Source organism: Agromyces mediolanus, from assembly GCF_044917495.1.
GTDB classification, from domain to species: Bacteria; Actinomycetota; Actinomycetes; order Actinomycetales; family Microbacteriaceae; genus Agromyces; species Agromyces mediolanus_B.
The window spans coordinates 1-15730 of the sequence record NZ_JAVSSI010000022.1 but is presented as its reverse complement, the minus strand read 5'-3'; the positions used below and the strand labels follow the sequence as shown (position 1 = coordinate 15730).

General features: G+C 73.8%; 12 protein-coding genes. 10 read left to right on the top strand and 2 right to left on the bottom strand.

The genetic code is table 11. From position 1 onward, the window contains the following. The first annotated feature begins 82 nt into the window (after nt 1-82). From ROT00_RS18125 to ROT00_RS18115, 3 genes are all read left to right on the top strand, one after another. Entirely contained in the window at nt 83-1324 is a 1242-nt protein-coding gene (locus ROT00_RS18125; protein ID WP_404776437.1) for an ABC transporter substrate-binding protein, read from the top strand. A 106-nt stretch (nt 1325-1430) separates the two neighbouring features. Further along, nucleotides 1431-2567, top strand: a complete 1137-nt coding sequence (locus tag ROT00_RS18120; protein WP_404776436.1) for a glycoside hydrolase family 15 protein — start codon at nt 1431-1433, stop codon at nt 2565-2567. After that, nucleotides 2564-4834: a glycoside hydrolase family 31 protein gene (locus ROT00_RS18115; RefSeq protein ID WP_404776435.1), complete on the top strand. Its 2271-nt coding sequence runs from the start codon at nt 2564-2566 to the stop codon at nt 4832-4834. Before ROT00_RS18120 ends, ROT00_RS18115 begins: the two co-directional genes overlap by 4 nt. A 13-nt stretch (nt 4835-4847) precedes the next feature. Here the strand turns inward: ROT00_RS18115 and ROT00_RS18110 are convergent, their stop codons facing one another. Then, the gene (locus ROT00_RS18110; protein ID WP_404776434.1) at nt 4848-5282 is read right to left on the bottom strand and encodes a hotdog fold thioesterase; all 435 of its coding nucleotides are present in this window, start codon (nt 5280-5282) and stop codon (nt 4848-4850) included. Nucleotides 5283-5442: 160 nt separating this feature from the next. Between ROT00_RS18110 and ROT00_RS18105 the strand changes: the two genes are divergently transcribed. Together ROT00_RS18105 and ROT00_RS18100 are read left to right on the top strand one after the other, a co-directional pair. Beyond that, nucleotides 5443-5913 carry a DUF7878 domain-containing protein gene (locus ROT00_RS18105; RefSeq protein WP_404776433.1) on the top strand — a complete coding sequence of 157 codons (471 nt, stop codon included), beginning with the start codon at nt 5443-5445 and terminating at the stop codon, nt 5911-5913. Between the two features lie 12 nt (nt 5914-5925). Beyond that, the gene (locus ROT00_RS18100) at nt 5926-6546 is read left to right on the top strand and encodes a MafI2 family immunity protein (protein ID WP_404776432.1); all 621 of its coding nucleotides are present in this window, start codon (nt 5926-5928) and stop codon (nt 6544-6546) included. 46 nt (nt 6547-6592) lie between these two features. Here ROT00_RS18100 and ROT00_RS18095 read toward each other — a convergent pair whose 3' ends face one another. Further along, entirely contained in the window at nt 6593-7198 is a 606-nt protein-coding gene (locus tag ROT00_RS18095; protein ID WP_376932736.1) for a zinc-binding alcohol dehydrogenase, read from the bottom strand. Nucleotides 7199-7238: 40 nt separating this feature from the next. On the opposite strand from ROT00_RS18095, the gene purM reads away from it, so the two are divergent. The 5 genes from purM to ROT00_RS18070 all read left to right on the top strand — a co-directional run bounded on the left by purM (nt 7239) and on the right by ROT00_RS18070 (nt 15535). Next, nucleotides 7239-8342, top strand: a complete 1104-nt coding sequence (purM, locus tag ROT00_RS18090; RefSeq protein WP_404776431.1) for a phosphoribosylformylglycinamidine cyclo-ligase — start codon at nt 7239-7241, stop codon at nt 8340-8342. Nucleotides 8343-8349: 7 nt separating this feature from the next. Continuing rightward, nucleotides 8350-9108 (top strand): LLM class flavin-dependent oxidoreductase, encoded by a 759-nt coding sequence (locus ROT00_RS18085; protein ID WP_404776430.1) that lies wholly within the window; start codon nt 8350-8352, stop codon nt 9106-9108. Nucleotides 9109-9116: 8 nt separating this feature from the next. Beyond that, nucleotides 9117-10613 (top strand): SDR family oxidoreductase, encoded by a 1497-nt coding sequence (locus ROT00_RS18080; protein ID WP_404776429.1) that lies wholly within the window; start codon nt 9117-9119, stop codon nt 10611-10613. Next, a complete protein-coding gene (locus ROT00_RS18075; RefSeq protein ID WP_404776428.1) occupies nt 10610-11944 on the top strand; it encodes a cryptochrome/photolyase family protein in 1335 nt (444 codons plus the stop codon). The genes ROT00_RS18080 and ROT00_RS18075 overlap by 4 nt, the downstream gene beginning before the upstream one ends. Before the next feature lie 201 nt (nt 11945-12145). Further along, nucleotides 12146-15535, top strand: a complete 3390-nt coding sequence (locus ROT00_RS18070; protein ID WP_404776427.1) for a fibronectin type III domain-containing protein — start codon at nt 12146-12148, stop codon at nt 15533-15535. Nucleotides 15536-15730 lie beyond the last annotated feature (195 nt).

The following is a 15730-nucleotide window of genomic DNA, read 5'->3' as shown; positions in this document are numbered from 1 at the left end:
CCGGGCGTCGCCCGCATCACCCGAGCAATTCCCCCGCACCACCCACCGCACCACCCCTCACACGATCGAAGGAGATTCCCGAATGAGGACCACAGCGCTCACCGCCGCCGGCATCGCCGCCGCGGCCGCCCTCGTGATGACCGGTTGCACCGCCGACGGCGGGCAGTCCGACGGACCCGTGACCATCACGTACACGAACTTCATCTCGAACGACGGCAACGAGGAGAACCTGCAGAAGATCGTCGCGGCCTTCGAGGAGGAGCACCCCGACATCACCGTCGAGGTGACCACGCTGCCGTACGCCGACTACGGCACCGCGCTGCAGACCGACCTCGCCGCCGGCACCGTCTCCGACGTGTTCGACCTCGAGTACGCGAACTACGCGCAGTACCAGGCGAACGGCGTGCTCGCCGAGATCCCGGTCGAGGACCCCGGCGTCTACCGCGAGAGCGTGCTCGAGGCGTACGCCACCGACGGGAAGCAGTACGCGCTGCCGAGCTCGTTCTCGACCGTCGTGCTGTTCTACAACTCGGACCTCTTCGACGCGGCCGGGCTCGAGTACCCGACCTCCGACTGGACCTGGGCCGACGAGCAGGCCGCGGCCGAGCAGCTCACCGACCAGGCCGCGGGCGTCTGGGGCGATCACCAGCCGGTCAGCTTCTACGAGTTCTACAAGGTGCTCGCGCAGAACGGCGGGGAGTTCCTCGACGAGTCCGGCACGAAGACTGCGTTCAACACCCCCGAGGGCGTCGAGGCGGCCGAGTGGCTCGTGGGCAAGAGCGGTACCGTCATGCCGACGGTCGAGCAGGGGCAGGGCACGCCCGACTTCGACACGAACCTCTTCGCGGACGGCAAGCTCGCGATGCTGCACACCGGCATCTGGATGTTCGGCGCCTTCGCCGACGTGCCGTTCGGCTGGGACATCGCGGTCGAGCCGGGCAACACCCAGCAGGCGAGCGCGCTCTTCTCGAACGCGGTCGGCGTCTCCTCGGGCTCGAAGCACCAGGATGCCGCAGCCGAGTTCGCCCGCTTCCTCACCTCGAGCGACGTGATGGTCGAGACCCGTCTCGACGCGGGCTGGGAGCTGCCGGTGATCTCCGACGAGGCCGCGCTCGCGAGCTACCTCGAGCTCGGCGACCCGGCCAACCGGCAGGCCGTCTTCGACTCGCTCGACCAGGTCGCCCTGCCGCCCGTCGTCGCGAAGGGCCAGCAGGAGATGCAGGACATCATGACCGAGGAGCTCGTCGAGGCCCAGGCCGGTCGCAAGACCGTCGAGGAGGCGCTCGATTCCGCGAGCACGCGCATCGACGCCGCGATCGGCTGATCCCGCGTCGGCCGCGCGCCCGGACCGGGCGCCGGCCGGCGCCGGCGGGGCCATCGACCCGGCGGTCCCGCCCCAGACCACCCCGAACACGAAAGCAGCACGACGCATGACCCTTCCCGTGACCGGCCGCAGGCCGTCGATCCCCGAGCTCGCCGAGACGAGCGCCGAGCTCATCGCCTCGCTCCAGGACGCGGGCGGCGCCTACCCGGCGAGCCCGACGTTCTCCGCCTACGCCGGGTACAGCTGGTTCCGCGACGGCGCGTTCATCGCCGACGCGATGTCGGCGGCCGGTCGCGCGGAGTCGGCCGAGCGCTTCTTCGACTGGTGCGCCGCGGTGCTGGAGGCTCGCGCGGACCGGATCACCGAGATCGTCGCCGCCGCCGAGGCGGGGGCCCCGGTGCCCGACGCCGAGATGCTCGCCACCCGGTTCACGTTCGACGGACGCGAGGGCGACGACGAGTGGTGGGACTTCCAGCTCGACGGCTACGGCACCTGGCTCTGGGCGCTCGGCGAGCACGTCCGCCGGCACGGTGCGGATGCCTCGCGCTGGCGCCGCGCGATCGAGCTCTCGGTGGACTACCTCGTCGCCTCCTGGGACCGTCCGTGCTTCGACTGGTGGGAGGAGCACGCGCAGCACGTGCACGTCTCCACCCTCGGCTGCATCGCGGCGGGGCTGCGCGAGTCGCTCGCGCTCGGCGTGCTCGACCCCGCGCGCTCCGCGGTCGCTGCGGCGGCGGAGCGCTCCGCGCTCGCCCGGATCGGCGCCGCCGGCGAGGGGGTCGTCGACGGCCATCTGGCCAAGTGGCTCGGTTCGGACGCCGTCGACGCGAGCCTCGGCGCCGTCGTCGGACTCCTCGACGTGGTGGCGGCGGGCTCCCCGCTCGGCGCGGCGACGATCGAGCGGCTCGAGCAGGAGCTCACGGTCGGGGACGGCGTGCACCGCTACCTCGACGACACCTTCTACGGCGGCGGGCAGTGGCCGCTGCTGTCCTGCTTCCTCGGCATCGCCCACGCCCGGGCGGGCGACGTCGAGCGGGCGCGCGAGCTGCTCGCCTGGGCGGCCTCGACGGCCGACGCCGACGGCGCCATGCCGGAGCAGGTGGGGCAGCACCTCCTCGCCCCCGAGCGGGTCGACGAATGGGTCGAGCGCTGGGGGCCGGTGGCGCAGCCGCTGCTGTGGAGCCACGCGATGCTGCTCCGGCTCGCGGTCGAGCTCGGCGACGACGAGGGGGTCCGCGCATGATCCGGCACCGCCCGTTCGGTTCGGGGCATCCGTACTCCGAGGACACGGAGCAGCGCCGGCCGGTGCTGCCGGTCGCCGGGGAGCCGCTCGCCCTGGGGGTGCGCGCGAGCGCCGAGGTCGAGACCGTCGAGCTGGAGTTCGTCGTGATCGATGCCGACGGCGGCGAGTCTGCCGAGACGATCGCCCTCGGACGGGTGCCGCGCAGCTCCCGCGGGCAGCTGGTCGACGGCGGGCACCTCGCCACGGCGCAGGCCAGACTCGCCCGCGCGGCGGGGGGCTGGGCGGCGACGATCGACGCGCCCGCCGCCGGCTCGCGGCTCCGCTACCGCTTCACGGGCCGCGACGGAGACGGCGGCGCGCAGCGCACCCGCTGGTTCGAGGTCGCGTCGGCGAGCTGGCGCACCGCCCCCGACGAGGCGGTGCGCGTGCTCGGCCGCGACCGGCTCGTGCCCGGCAGCGTGCAGCTCCTCGCCGACGGCGAGCGGGTGCACCGGGTGCGCTTCGCGCTGCCGCTCGAGGCGGGCGAGCACGTCACCGGCTTCGGCGAGCGCTTCGATGCGCTCGACCATCGGGGCCGCAGCCTCGACGCGGTCGTCTTCGAGCAGTACAAGAGCCAGGGCGCCGAGCGGAAGACCTACCTGCCGATGCCGTTCGCGCACGTCGTGGGCGGCGAGGGCTGGGGCTTCCACGTGCGCACCTCGCGGCGCAGCTGGTACGACCTGGGCGAGTCCCGCGCCGAGCGGCTCGTCGTCGAGGTCGAGGTGGACGCGGCGGATGCCTCGGCCGGCCCGGCCGGCGCGGCGCAGGACCCCGTCGTCGAGCTGGCGGTCTACGACGGCGCCCCCGCCGAGGTGCTGGGCGCCTTCCTCGACGAGGTCGGCCGCCCGGAGGAGCTCCCCGACTGGGTGTTCCGCCTCTGGGCGAGCGGCAACGAGTGGAACACGCAGGCCGAGGTGATGCGCCAGCTCGATCTGCACCGCGAGCACGACGTGCCGGTCGGCTCCGTCGTCATCGAGGCGTGGAGCGACGAGCGCACCTTCACCGCGTTCCGCGACGCCCGCTACGCGGTGGACGCCGACGGCTCGCCGCACCGGCTGGCCGACTTCGAGTTCCCCGCCGACGGCGCCTGGCCCGACCCGAAGGGCATGGTCGACGAGCTGCACGCCCGAGGCATCCGGGTGCACCTCTGGCAGATCCCGCTGATGAAGCTGCGCCCGCACCCCGAGGGGCAGGCGAAGGCGGATGCCGAGGCGGCGATCCGCGAGGGCGTGCTGCTGCGGGAGCCCGACGGGCGCGGCGCCCTCCGGCCGTACCGGAACCGCGGCTGGTGGTTCCCGCTGTCGCTCATGCCCGACCTCACCGACCCGCGCGCCGCGCGCTGGTGGACCGAGAAGCGCCGCTACCTCGTCGAGGAGCTCGGCATCGACGGCTTCAAGACCGACGGCGGCGAGCACGCCTGGGGTCGCGAGCTCGTCTCCCTCGACGGCAGCCGCGGCGACGAGGCCAACAACCGCTTCCCCGTCGCCTACGCGGCGGCGTACGGCGAGCTGCTGCGCTCGGCCGGCAAGGCGCCGGTGACGTTCAGCCGGGCCGGGTTCACCGGATCGCAGGCGCACGGCGCGTTCTGGGCGGGCGACGAGAACTCCACGTGGGAGGCGTTCCGCTGGTCGATGTTCGCGGGGCTGTCCTCGGCGGCGAGCGGCATCCTGTACTGGGGCTGGGACCTCGCCGGCTTCTCCGGCCCGGTGCCGGGCGCCGAGCTCTACCTGCGGGCCACGGCCGCCTCGGTCTTCGTGCCGATCATGCAGTACCACTCGGAGTTCAACCACCATCGGGCGCCCTCGCGCGACCGCACGCCGTGGAACATCGCCGAGCAGACCGGCGACGAACGGGTGCTGCCGGTGTTCCGCGAGTTCGCGCAGCTGCGCGAGCGGCTCGTGCCGTACCTCGCCGCCGAGGCGCGCGAGTCGATCCGCAGCTCCGCGCCGCTCATGCGGCCGGTGTACTTCGACCACCCCGGGCTCGAGACCGCGTGGACGCATCCGCTGCAGTGGTTCCTCGGCCGCGAGCTGTTCGTCTCGCCGGTCGTGACGGAGGACGGCTCGCGCCACGAGGTGGCGCTGCCGCCGGGGGACTGGGTGGATGCCTGGACGGGCGAACCGGTGGCCGGCGACCGCGTGTTCGAGGTCGAGGTGCCGATCGACCGGGTGCCGGTGTACGTGCGCGCGGCGGCGTGGCCCGAACTGCGGGAGGTCTTCGGCGGCTGAGGCCGGCCACGGATCAGTACTTCGACGGGATCGGCAGCACCGCCATGGTGCAGCGCGAGATGCAGACCGGCCGGCCCTGCTCGTCGGTGATGCGGATGTCCCAGACCTGGGTGGTGCGGCCGCGGGTGAGCGGCCGCGCCTCGCCGTAGACCCAGCCCTCGGCGACGGGGCGCACGTGGTTCGCGTTGATCTCCATGCCGACGCAGTAGTACTGCTCGGGGTCGACGGTCATGCTCGCGCCCCAGCTCGCGAGCGTCTCGGCGAGGGCGACGGATGCCCCGCCGTGCAGCACCCCGCCGGGCTGGCGGGTGCGGCCGTCGACCGGCATCCGCCCCTTCAGCGAGTCGTCGGTGAGCTCGGTCATCTCGATGCCGAGGCTCGTGATCGCGGTGCCGTCGCTGCGGGAGTTCGCCCACTCGAGGGAGGGCTCGCCGAACCAGATGCTCATGCGTTCGAGTCTGGCACGGGCCAGGGGCGGACGGATCTGGCGGGACGGGCCTGCGACGTCGAGATGATCGCGCCGACGAGCCGCTCGTGCTTGAATCGAGCGTGCGAGGAACGGAGAGTGTTCCTCGCTTGATCCCGCCCGCGACTGCCCTGGGGGAACGATGCGGTTGCACATCTCGGTGGACCGGTTGGATGCCGCGGAGCTGCGCGGTGCCACGCAGGCCGATTTCCTCATCGCGGTCGACGGCACCCTTCGGATCGCGTCGGATGACGCCATCCTGTTCGAAGAGCCGAGCTTCCCGGCCGTCGAGCTCGCCTGGCTGCTCTCCGCGTGGCGCGCAGCGCCTGGCGCCCGCTTCCAGTTCGACTCGATGTCGCTCGAAGAAGTGGACGCGGTGGAGATCACGCCGTCCCCGAGCGGTTGGCTGGTCGCCTCCTGCTACCGCCCGGGCTCCGCCATCGGCCCATTCGTTTGGGCGGAGGTGGATGCCGGCATCCGCTCCTTCGTCTCCGACATCGAACGAGAACTCCGAGCACTCGGCCTCGACCCCGCCGAGGTGCTGCGACCCCCGTACAGCTCTCGATCGGTTCGTGCTCAGGGACTGCGGACGCGCGTTGAGCATGGCTTCTGAGAGGTGCCCAGGATGACGGTCAGGGCCTCGGTGCTGCTGTCGATGCAGCGTGCGCTCCGGGGGCTGGTGACGCCGGGGCTCCGCGCAGTGGCGGTTCGCTGGGAAGGCGGAATGATCGCGGCACGGTTCCTCTTCGACCACGATCCGGGGGAGGACGACCGGGCGGATGTCTCCCTCGCGGAGACCCGCGTCGTCGCCGATTGCACGCCGGAGCACGTGGTGGAGTTCTCGGCGATCTGGCTTCCACGCCCGATGGCGCTCCTCTTGAACGAGGGCGAGGAGTGGGTGTATGTCCGCAAGGAGCGGACCTTTGATGAACTCATCGTCGAGGAGATCGTCTCGGACTTCCGCGAGGAGCTCACGGACGACTATGTCGAGCTCTGGGCGTTGCCGTGGAGGATCCGGCGCGCGTTTCCGGGCGTCTCCGACGAGCGGGTGCTCGAGCTGGGTGCCGTCATCCTGAAGGCGCTGTTGACGGATGCCGTGATGGGCAACCTCGACGGCGACACCGGTCGGTTTCATCCGTGGTCGGGCGACGGCTTCGAGGTCGCCATGTCCGCGTGGCGGGCGCTCGGCAGAGACCCGAATATGGGAGACATCGGCTGGATCGCCGCCCTTCCGCTGGACGGCTGAAGGAACGCGAGGGCCGCCGGCGCGCTCCGCGCCTGACCGACCCGCCCTACGCCAGCTCGGCGATGATCGGGTGGATGGCGTCGTCGAAGGCGGCGGCGTCGCTGCGCAGCGAGTCAGTGACGGCGACGGTCTTGCGGCCGATCCACCACACCCCGACCTCGGCGAGCGGCAGCACCTCGACGTTCAGCTCGAAGGAGTGCGCGCGCCGGCCGACCTCGCGCTCGTGCTCGGCGATGGTGCCGGCGTACGCCCGGTAGGAGTCGCCGCGCCGCGACTTCGAAGCGGTGCGGTAGCCGTCCTCGGCCCACTCGACCCAGGCGAGCGCCGCGCCGGCGTGCGGCACGACGGCGCGGGCGAGCTCCTCGGCCCCGCTGCGGGGCAGGGCGATGGCCGTGCCGTACGCCTCGACGAGCTCGAGCGGCACCGGGGAGGGATGCTCCTCCGGCTCGACGGTCATGTCCCACCACGTGCGCCACTGCCGTTCGAGGCGGCCGTCGCCCGGCGCGCGATCGCCGATCGCGCCGACGTCGCGCAGCCGCGGCAGCTCGGCCGGCGCCCCGACCGCGAGCACCTCGCGGAGATAGAGGGCGAGCAGGATTCCGCGACCCGCGTTCTCACGGATCACCCACGACGGCGTCGCCCCCGCATGCATGACTGAATTCTAGTCGCCGAACCGCCGCTACCCTTGGAGGGTGAGCGCGAACTCGTCCTACGCCGCGGCTGGAGTCGACACCGCCGCCGGCGACCTCGCCGTCGAACTGATGAAGGCGCAGGTCGCCGCCACCCACGGGCCCCAGGTGCTCGGCGGGGTGGGCGGCTTCGCCGGCCTCTTCGACCTGTCCTTCGCGAAGGACTACGCCCGGCCGCTGCTGGCGACCTCGACCGACGGCGTCGGCACGAAGATCGCCATCGCCCAGGCGCTCGACAAGCACGACACGATCGGGCAAGACCTGGTGGGCATGGTCGTCGACGACATCGTCGTGGTCGGCGCGAAGCCGCTGTTCATGACCGACTACATCGCGTGCGGCAAGGTCGTGCCCGAGCGCATCGCGACGATCGTCACCGGCATCGCGCGCGCCTGCGCCGACACCGGCACCGCCCTCGTCGGCGGCGAGACGGCCGAGCACCCCGGCCTCATGGGCGCCGACGACTACGACGTCGCGGGTGCCGCCGTCGGCATCGTCGAGGCCGACCGCGCCCTCGGCGCCGAGAAGGTGCGCGACGGCGACGCCGTCATCGCGATCTCCTCGAGCGGACTGCACTCCAACGGCTTCTCGCTCGTGCGCGCCATCCTGCGCGACGCCGGCATCGGCTACGGCGACCACGCCGCCGAGCTCGGCGCGAGCTGGGGCGAGGCGCTCCTCGAGCCCACCCGCCTGTACTCCGGGCAGCTCGTCGAGCTCCTCGAGGGCGAGCACGGCCCAGCAGTGCACGCCCTCTCGCACGTCACCGGCGGCGGCCTCGCCGCGAACCTCGCCCGGGTGCTGCCGAAGGGCTCCTACGCCGAGCTCGACCGCGCCACCTGGTCGCCCGCCCCCGTCTTCCGGGTGCTGAACGAGCTCGCCGGCACCACGCTCGAATCGACCGAGGGCACCTGGAACCTCGGTGTCGGCTTCTTCGCCGTCGTCGCCGAGCAGGCCGCCGACGCGATCGTCGCCGAGCTCGACCGCCTGGGCCTGCCGTCCTGGCGGCTCGGCACCGTCGCGCACGGCACGCCCCCCGGCGACGGCTGGGAGCAGGGTGCCAAGGGCGTCGACGGCGGGGCGGTCCGCCTCGTGGGCGGCTACGCGAGCTGAGCACGACATGGCCACCGCGTACTCGATCGGACTCATCGGCACCACGCCGGCCGAGCACGTGCGGGCCCTCGCGCCGCGCATCGAGCGCCTCGGCTTCCACGCCCTCTGGCTGAACGACGTGCCCGGCGGCGACTCGCTCGCCGGCCTCCGCGAGGCGGCCGCGGTCACGAGCGGGCTCGGCCTCGCGACGGGGGTCGTCCCGCTCGACCGCCGCCCCGCGGCATCCCTCCAGCTCGACGGGCTGCCCGCCGAGCGCACCCTCATCGGCATCGGCTCGGGGCGCGCGGCCAAGCCGCTCGGGCTCGTCCGAGACGGCCTCGCCGAGCTCCGCGCCCGCACCGGCGCCGGCATCGCCGTCGGCGCCCTCGGGCCGAAGATGCGCGAGCTCGCCGCGCACGAGGCCGACGCGGTGCTCCTCAACTGGCTGACGCCCGACGCCGGCGACGCCGCACGCGAAGAGCTGCACCGCCGGGCCGCCGGCCGCGAGGTGCGCGCCGTGCTCTACGCCCGCACGATCGTCGAGCCCGGCGCCCGCCCGGCGCTCGAGGAGGAGTCGGCCCGCTACCAGTCGTTCCCGGCCTACGCGGCGAACTTCGCCAGGCTCGGCTTCGACGCCATCGACACGACCATCGCGGATGCCTCGCGACTGCGGGCCTACGACGGCCACGTCGACGAGCTCGTGCTGCGCGCGATCACGCCGCGCGGCTCCCTCGACGAGCTCGAGCGCTTCGTCGAGCGCACCGCGGAGTGGCTGCCGACGCCATGAGGGTGCTCGTGACCGGCGCGACCGGCTACCTCGGCGGACGGCTCGTCCCGAGGCTGCTCGCGGCCGGCCACGAGGTGCGGCTCATCGCGAGGCATCCCTCCCGGCTCGCCGAGGCCCCCTGGGCCGACGAGGTCGAGATCGTCGAGGGCGACCTCACCGACCGCCGGGCGGTCGACGAGGCGATGACGGGCGTCGACGCCGCGTACTGGCTCGTGCACTCCATGGGGGCGCCCGGCGACTTCGAGGCGAGCGAGCGTGCCATGACCGAGCAGTTCGCCGCCTCGGCGCGCGAGCACGGCGTGCGCCGCATCGTCTACCTCGGCGGACTGCACCCGCCCGGCGTGCCGCTGTCGCGCCACCTCCGCTCCCGGGCCGAGGTCGGCGAGATCCTGCTGCGTTCGGGCGTGCCGACGATCGTGCTGCAGGCGGGCGTCGTGATCGGCTCCGGCTCGACCTCCTTCGAGATGATCCGCCACCTCACCGAGGTGCTGCCCTACATGCCCGCGCCGCGCTGGGTGCGCTCCTTCATCCAGCCGATCGCCGTCCGCGACGTGCTGCACTACCTGATCGGCGCGCTCGACGCGCCGCCCGAGGTGAACCGCGCCTTCGACATCGGCGGACCCGACGTGCTGCGCTACGGGCAGCTGATGAACGGGTACGCCGTCGAGGCCGGGCTGCCGCAGCGGCCGATCGCCGCGCTGCCCGTGCTCACGCCGTGGCTCGCGGCGCAGTGGGTGAACCTCGTCACCCCCATCCCGCGCCGGCTCGCCGTACCCATCATCGAGTCGCTGCAGTACGACTGCGTCATGCACGACCACGACGTGGACCGGGTCATCCCGCCGCCCGCCGAAGGGCTCCTGCCGTACCGCACCGCCGTGCGCCTCGCGCTCGAACGCGAACGGGCCGGCGAGGTCGAGACGAGCTGGCGCAACGCCGCCGCCCCCGGCGCGCCGAGCGACCCGCTGCCGAGCGACCCCGACTGGGCGGGCCACACGGTCTACACCGACGAGCGCACCCGCGACTGCGCGGCGCCCGTCGCCGAGCTGTGGCGGGTGATCGAGGGCGTGGGCGGCGAGAACGGCTGGTACTCCTTCCCGCTCGCCTGGGCGGTGCGCGGCTGGATCGACAAGCTCGTCGGCGGCGTCGGCCTCGTGCGCGGGCGGCGCGACCCGCACGAGCTGCACGAGGGCGAGGTCGTCGACTTCTGGCGGGTCGAGTCGCTCGAACGCGGCCGTTCGCTGCGGCTGCGCGCCGAGATGCGGGTGCCGGGCCGGGCCTGGCTCGAACTCTCGGCCGAGGAGGCGCCCGGCGGCGGCTCCCGCTACCACCAGCGGGCCGTGTACTTCCCGAAGGGGCTGCCCGGGCGGCTGTACTGGTGGGCGATCCTGCCCTTCCACGGCATCATCTTCGCGGGCATGGCGAACCGCATCACGGCCGAGGCCGAGGCCGGCGCCCGCGAACGGCGCGAGGCCGGCGCCCGCGAGCGGACGGGGGCCGATTCGTGACCACGCTCGTCTGGTTCCGGGACGACCTCCGGCTCGCCGATCACCCCGCGCTCGCGGCCGCGGCCGGCGACCCGGGCGGCGTCGTCTGCCTCTACGTGCTCGACGAGGCATCCCCCGGCATCCGCCCCCTCGGCGGCGCCGCGCGCTGGTGGCTGCACCACTCGCTGACGGCGCTCGCCGCGGCCCTCGCCGAGCTCGGCGCGACGCTCGTGCTGCGCCGCGGTCCCGCGGGCGAGGTCGTGCCCCGCGTCGCCGCCGAGGCGGGCGCCGACCGCGTCGTCTGGAACCGCCGCTACGGCGGCCCGGAACGCGAGGTGGATGCCGCGCTGAAGCGCGAACTGCGCGAGGCCGGCCTCGGCGCGGACTCCTTCCCGGGCGGCCTGCTGCACGAGCCGTGGACGATTGCCACCGCCGAGGGCGGCCCGTACCGGGTGTACTCGCCGTTCTGGCGGGCGTGCCTCGCCGCACCGCCGCCCGCCCTCCCGCTCGCCGCCCCGGAGACGCTCCGCGACGCGGCCGGTCCCGTGCGCTCCGACCCCCTCGACGACTGGGCGCTGCTGCCCACCCGCCCCGACTGGGCCGGCGGGCTCGCCGAGACCTGGCGGCCGGGCGAGGCCGCCGCCCTCGAGCGGCTCGAGACCTTCCTCGACGAGCGCGTCGACGACTACGCCGACGACCGCGACGTGCCCTCCATCGACGCGACCTCGAACCTCTCGCCGCACCTGCGCTGGGGCGAGCTCAGCCCGCGCACCGTGTGGCACCGGGCCGCCGAGCCCGGCCGTGCCTCCGCGGCGTTCCTCGGCGAGCTCGGCTGGCGGGAGTTCGCCTGGCACACCCTGTTCCGCGCGCCCGAGCTCGCCGAGCGCAACCTCGACCGACGCTTCGACGCCTTCGAGTGGGCCGAGCCCGACGAGGAGCTGCTCGGCGCGTGGCAGCGCGGCGAGACCGGCTTCCCCCTCGTCGACGCCGGCATGCGCGAGCTCTGGCGCACCGGCGCGATGCACAACCGGGTGCGGATGGTGACCGCCTCCTTCCTCACGAAGAACCTGCTCCTCGACTGGCGCATCGGGGAACGCTGGTTCTGGGACACCCTCGTCGACGCCGACCAGGCGAGCAACCCGTTCAACTGGCAGTGGGTCGCGGGCTGCGGTGCCGACGCCGCGCCCTACTTCCGCGTGTTCAACCCGCTGCTGCAGGAGAAGAAGTTCGATCCCGAGGGCCGCTACGTCGGCCGGTGGGCGCCCGACAGCGCCGGACGGATGCCGATCGTCGAGCTGCCCTTCACGCGGGAGCGCGCGCTCGCCGCGTACGCGCGCGTCCGGGGGAGCTGAGCCCGGCGACGGCGACGCCGGTCCGGGGCACGGGATGCACCCGAGCTGGGGGTGCCCGGCAGGAGTTTTCTCCCTGTGGCCCGACGGGCGCCGGTTTCTAGGCTGATCGCGTCCTGCCGCCTGTGCGCGTCCGCGCACCCGACGCCCCGGCCCGTCCGGGGTGCCGCCGAGGCAGGATGCCAGACCCGAAGGCGTCCCTACATGACTTCGCAGGCTTCTGCCGTCCACCCCGCCGCGCGCCCGCCGCGCTCCCGTCACCTGGTCCGACTCGCCGCCTGCGGCGTCGCCGCATCGCTCGCCGTCGCCGCGCAGCCGATGGCCGCGTTCGCCGCCCCGCCGAGCGTGTCCGGCCCGAGCGAGCCCGTCGCCTACGTCGAGCAGGCCCCGCCCGTGGCCGTCGGCGAGCAGGTCACCTTCAGCGGCGGTTCGAGCTACGGCGGCGGCTACCTCGACTTCGCGGTCGACGGCGGCACCGCCGAGGAGACGCTCTCGCTCATCACCGCCGAGACCGCCGACACCACGGCCGGCGTCGTCAGCATCGTCGGCACGAGCGTGTACCTGGGCAACGGCACGGGCGCCGACCTCATCGGCGCCGTGGCATCCGACCGCGCCGGCGCGAACGGCGCACTGCGCATCGAGTTCACGAGCCCCTTCGACAACCCGAGCTTCGAGGACGACGACAGCATCGGCGGCTGGACCGTCATCCAGGACCGGGTCGACCTCGGCGTCACCTCGATCGCCGGCTTCCGCACCATCGACCAGAGCTCCTACGCGGGCCTGTCGGGCGGGGCGAACGCGCCGGTCGACGACGACGCCGCGCCCGTGCGGGCGAGCTACACCGTGCGACTCACGGAGGCGGCCGCGAGCCACGGCGCGACGAGCCTCGAGCTCACGAGCGACATGCAGACGGCGGAGGGCTGCGACGTCGTGCACGGTCCCGCCGTCTCGAGCAACCCCTTCGAGGCCGCCGCGAACGACAAGATCTACTTCGACTGGCGGGCCTACCAGGGATCGGACAACTTCCACGTCTACGGCTACATCCTGAACACCGCGACCGGTGCGCAGACGCCGGTGCTCGACGCCACCGGCGGCAACGAGGTGAACGCCTTCATCACGAAGGAGACGGTCATCCCGGCCTCGGGCGAGTACCGCTTCGTCTTCGTCGGCGGCACCCAGGACAAGACCTGCGGCCGGGCCGCGGGCGCGACGCTGCTCATCGACAACGTGCGCGTCTTCGGTACGAAGGTCACCGACGCGGTCGCGGCCTCGATCAGCGACAAGCTGCAGTACCACAACGCCTCCGACGACCCCGCGGCCAGCCGGACGATCGCGATCACCGCGGCCGACGCGGACGGCCAGGTCTCCGCAGCGGGCAGCGTCGCCATCGCGATCACCGCGGTCGACGACGACCCCGCCTTCGGTCCGGTCGCCCCGATCATCCTGCTGAACCAGGACGGCGCGCAGAGCTACCCGACGAGCACCGGCACGCTCGACGTGAGCGACCCCGACAGCCCGATCACGAGCGCCATCGTCGGCGGCGAGCAGGCCACCACGACGATCGACGGGGTCACCTACACCCAGCGCAAGCGCGGCACCTACGGCACGCTCCACCTCGACGCGGCGACGGGGAAGTACGCCTTCGTGCCGGATGCCGCGGCCGCCGACGCCCGTCAGCGCGACGACAGCGAGTCGTTCGAGTTCGAGATCTCGGCGGAGGACCGTTCGCCGGGCGGCCCTCACCCGGCGAAGACCGCGCGCCAGACGCTCACCGTCGCGCTCGAGGTCGAGGCGAGCGGGCCGGGCGCCGGCACGGCCACGAGCGCCGTCGCGGGCGCCGAGCAGGCGTTCGTCAGCTGGACCGCTCCCGCCTGGGAGGGCGGCGCCGCGATCACCGGCTACGTCGTCGAGTGGACGGCGGACTCCGGCGAGTCCTGGACGACCGGCATCGAGGACACCGGCTCCGACGCGACGAGCGCCACCGTGACCGGGCTCGCCGCGGGCACGCCGATCGCGTTCCGCGTGGCCGGCCTGAACGCGAACGGCCAGGGTCCGTGGGCCGCGACCAGCAACCCGGTCACCCCCTACACGACGCCGGCCGCGCCGCTGCCCGTCACGGCCACGCCGGGGAACACCACGGTCGAGCTCGGCTGGACGGCGCCCGTCGCCGACGGCTGGACGCCCGTCACCGGCTACCGGATCGAGCAGTCCATCGACGGCGGCAGCACCTGGGCGACGATCGTGCCCGACACCTCCGTCTCGCTGCCGAGCCTGCTGCGCGGCCAGTCGCTGCGGCCCGCCGCGCTGCTCGCCCCGACCCCGGCGACGAGCCACACCGTGACCGGATTGCGCAACGGCGCCCCGGTGGCCTTCCGGGTCTCCGCGATCAACGCGGCCGGCACCGGCGCGCACGCCGAGACGGCGCTCACGACGCCGCGCACCACGCCGGGCGCCCCCGCCCCGCTCGTCGCGACGCCCGAGGACGGCCGGGTGGCGCTCAGCTGGACCGCGCCCGCCGACACCGGCGGCGCACCGATCACCGGCTACCTCGTCGAGCAGTCGAACGACGGCGGCGCGACGTGGACCACGGTCATCGCCGACACCGCCTCCACCGCGACGACGACGACGATCACGGGCCTCGCCAACGGCACCCCGCTCGCGTTCCGGGTCTCGGCGCTGAACGAGGCCGGCAGCGGACCGGCGGCGGATGCCTCCACCACGCCCCGCCGTCCGGCCGACGCCGTGACGATCGACTCGATCACGCCGGGCAACCGCACGCTCACCGTGAAGTTCACCCCGCCCGCGAACGACGGCGGCTCGCCGATCAGCGACTACGAGTACTCGATCGACGGCGGCAAGACCTGGATCTCGGCCGGGACGACGACGAGCCCGATCGTCATCGAGGGCCTCGGCAACGGGGTTCCGCGCCAGGTCGCGGTGCGCGCCGTGACCGACGCCGGCCCCGGCGCGGCATCCCCGGCCCAGACGGCGACGCCCGTGCTGCAACCGATCCGCACCGCCTCCGGCGCCCTGCCGAAGCTCGCCGCGGGCACGGCCGCCTCGACCCTGAGCGGCGTCGACGAGCCCGTCTCGACGAGCACCGACGGCGACACCTTCGTGATCTCGGGCGACGGCTTCGCGGTCCGGGTGCAGGCCGTCGGGCCCGACGGGAAGCCGGTGGCGCTCGTGAACGGCACCCTCGCCGTGCCGGCGGGCGGCTCGCTCCGCATCAGCGGCGCCGGGTTCCAGGGCGGCAGCGCCCTCGACTTCTGGCTCCTGGGCGCCGAGCTCGGTCTCGGCGAGGCGACGGCGAACGCCGACGGCACGTTCACCGCGACGCTGTCGCTGCCGAAGGGCGTACGGCTGGGTGCCGAGACGCTGCAGATCAACGGGCTCTCCCCGGACGGCGGCGTGCGCAGCATCGTGACCGGCATCACGATCGTCGCGGCGAACGACCTCGCGACCACCGGTCGCGACGTGTCGGTCGAGGCCGTCGCGCTCACCGCGGGCGGGGCGCTGCTGCTCCTCCTCGCCGGCATCTGGATCAGCGTCATCACCCGAAGGCGCCGAGGCGAGGGTCGCGCGCAGCTCTGAGCCGGCCACCCGTCTTGGGGGGGGGGGGGGGGGGGGGGGGGGGGGCCCCCCCCCCCCCCCCCCCCCCCCCCCGCCGGGCGCACGCGGGCTGCGCAGGCGAAGTGCAGGCGCAGGCGCAGGAGCAGTGCGGGCTCAGTGCGAGCGGACGGGCGCGGGCTCCGCGTCCGCCTTCGCGGGGGCGAGGTCGCCGGTGTC

What these genes read in the sequence shown, in the direction of transcription:
- ROT00_RS18125 (WP_404776437.1), top strand. Translation starts at nt 83, where the DNA reads ATGAGGACCACAGCGCTCACCGCCGCCGGCATCGCCGCCGCGGCCGCC.
- ROT00_RS18120 (WP_404776436.1), top strand. Translation starts at nt 1,431, where the DNA reads ATGACCCTTCCCGTGACCGGCCGCAGGCCGTCGATCCCCGAGCTCGCC.
- ROT00_RS18115 (WP_404776435.1), top strand. Translation starts at nt 2,564, where the DNA reads ATGATCCGGCACCGCCCGTTCGGTTCGGGGCATCCGTACTCCGAGGAC.
- ROT00_RS18110 (WP_404776434.1), bottom strand. Translation starts at nt 5,282, where the DNA reads ATGAGCATCTGGTTCGGCGAGCCCTCCCTCGAGTGGGCGAACTCCCGC.
- ROT00_RS18105 (WP_404776433.1), top strand. Translation starts at nt 5,443, where the DNA reads ATGCGGTTGCACATCTCGGTGGACCGGTTGGATGCCGCGGAGCTGCGC.
- ROT00_RS18100 (WP_404776432.1), top strand. Translation starts at nt 5,926, where the DNA reads ATGACGGTCAGGGCCTCGGTGCTGCTGTCGATGCAGCGTGCGCTCCGG.
- ROT00_RS18095 (WP_376932736.1), bottom strand. Translation starts at nt 7,198, where the DNA reads ATGCATGCGGGGGCGACGCCGTCGTGGGTGATCCGTGAGAACGCGGGT.
- ROT00_RS18085 (WP_404776430.1), top strand. Translation starts at nt 8,350, where the DNA reads ATGGCCACCGCGTACTCGATCGGACTCATCGGCACCACGCCGGCCGAG.
- ROT00_RS18070 (WP_404776427.1), top strand. Translation starts at nt 12,146, where the DNA reads ATGACTTCGCAGGCTTCTGCCGTCCACCCCGCCGCGCGCCCGCCGCGC.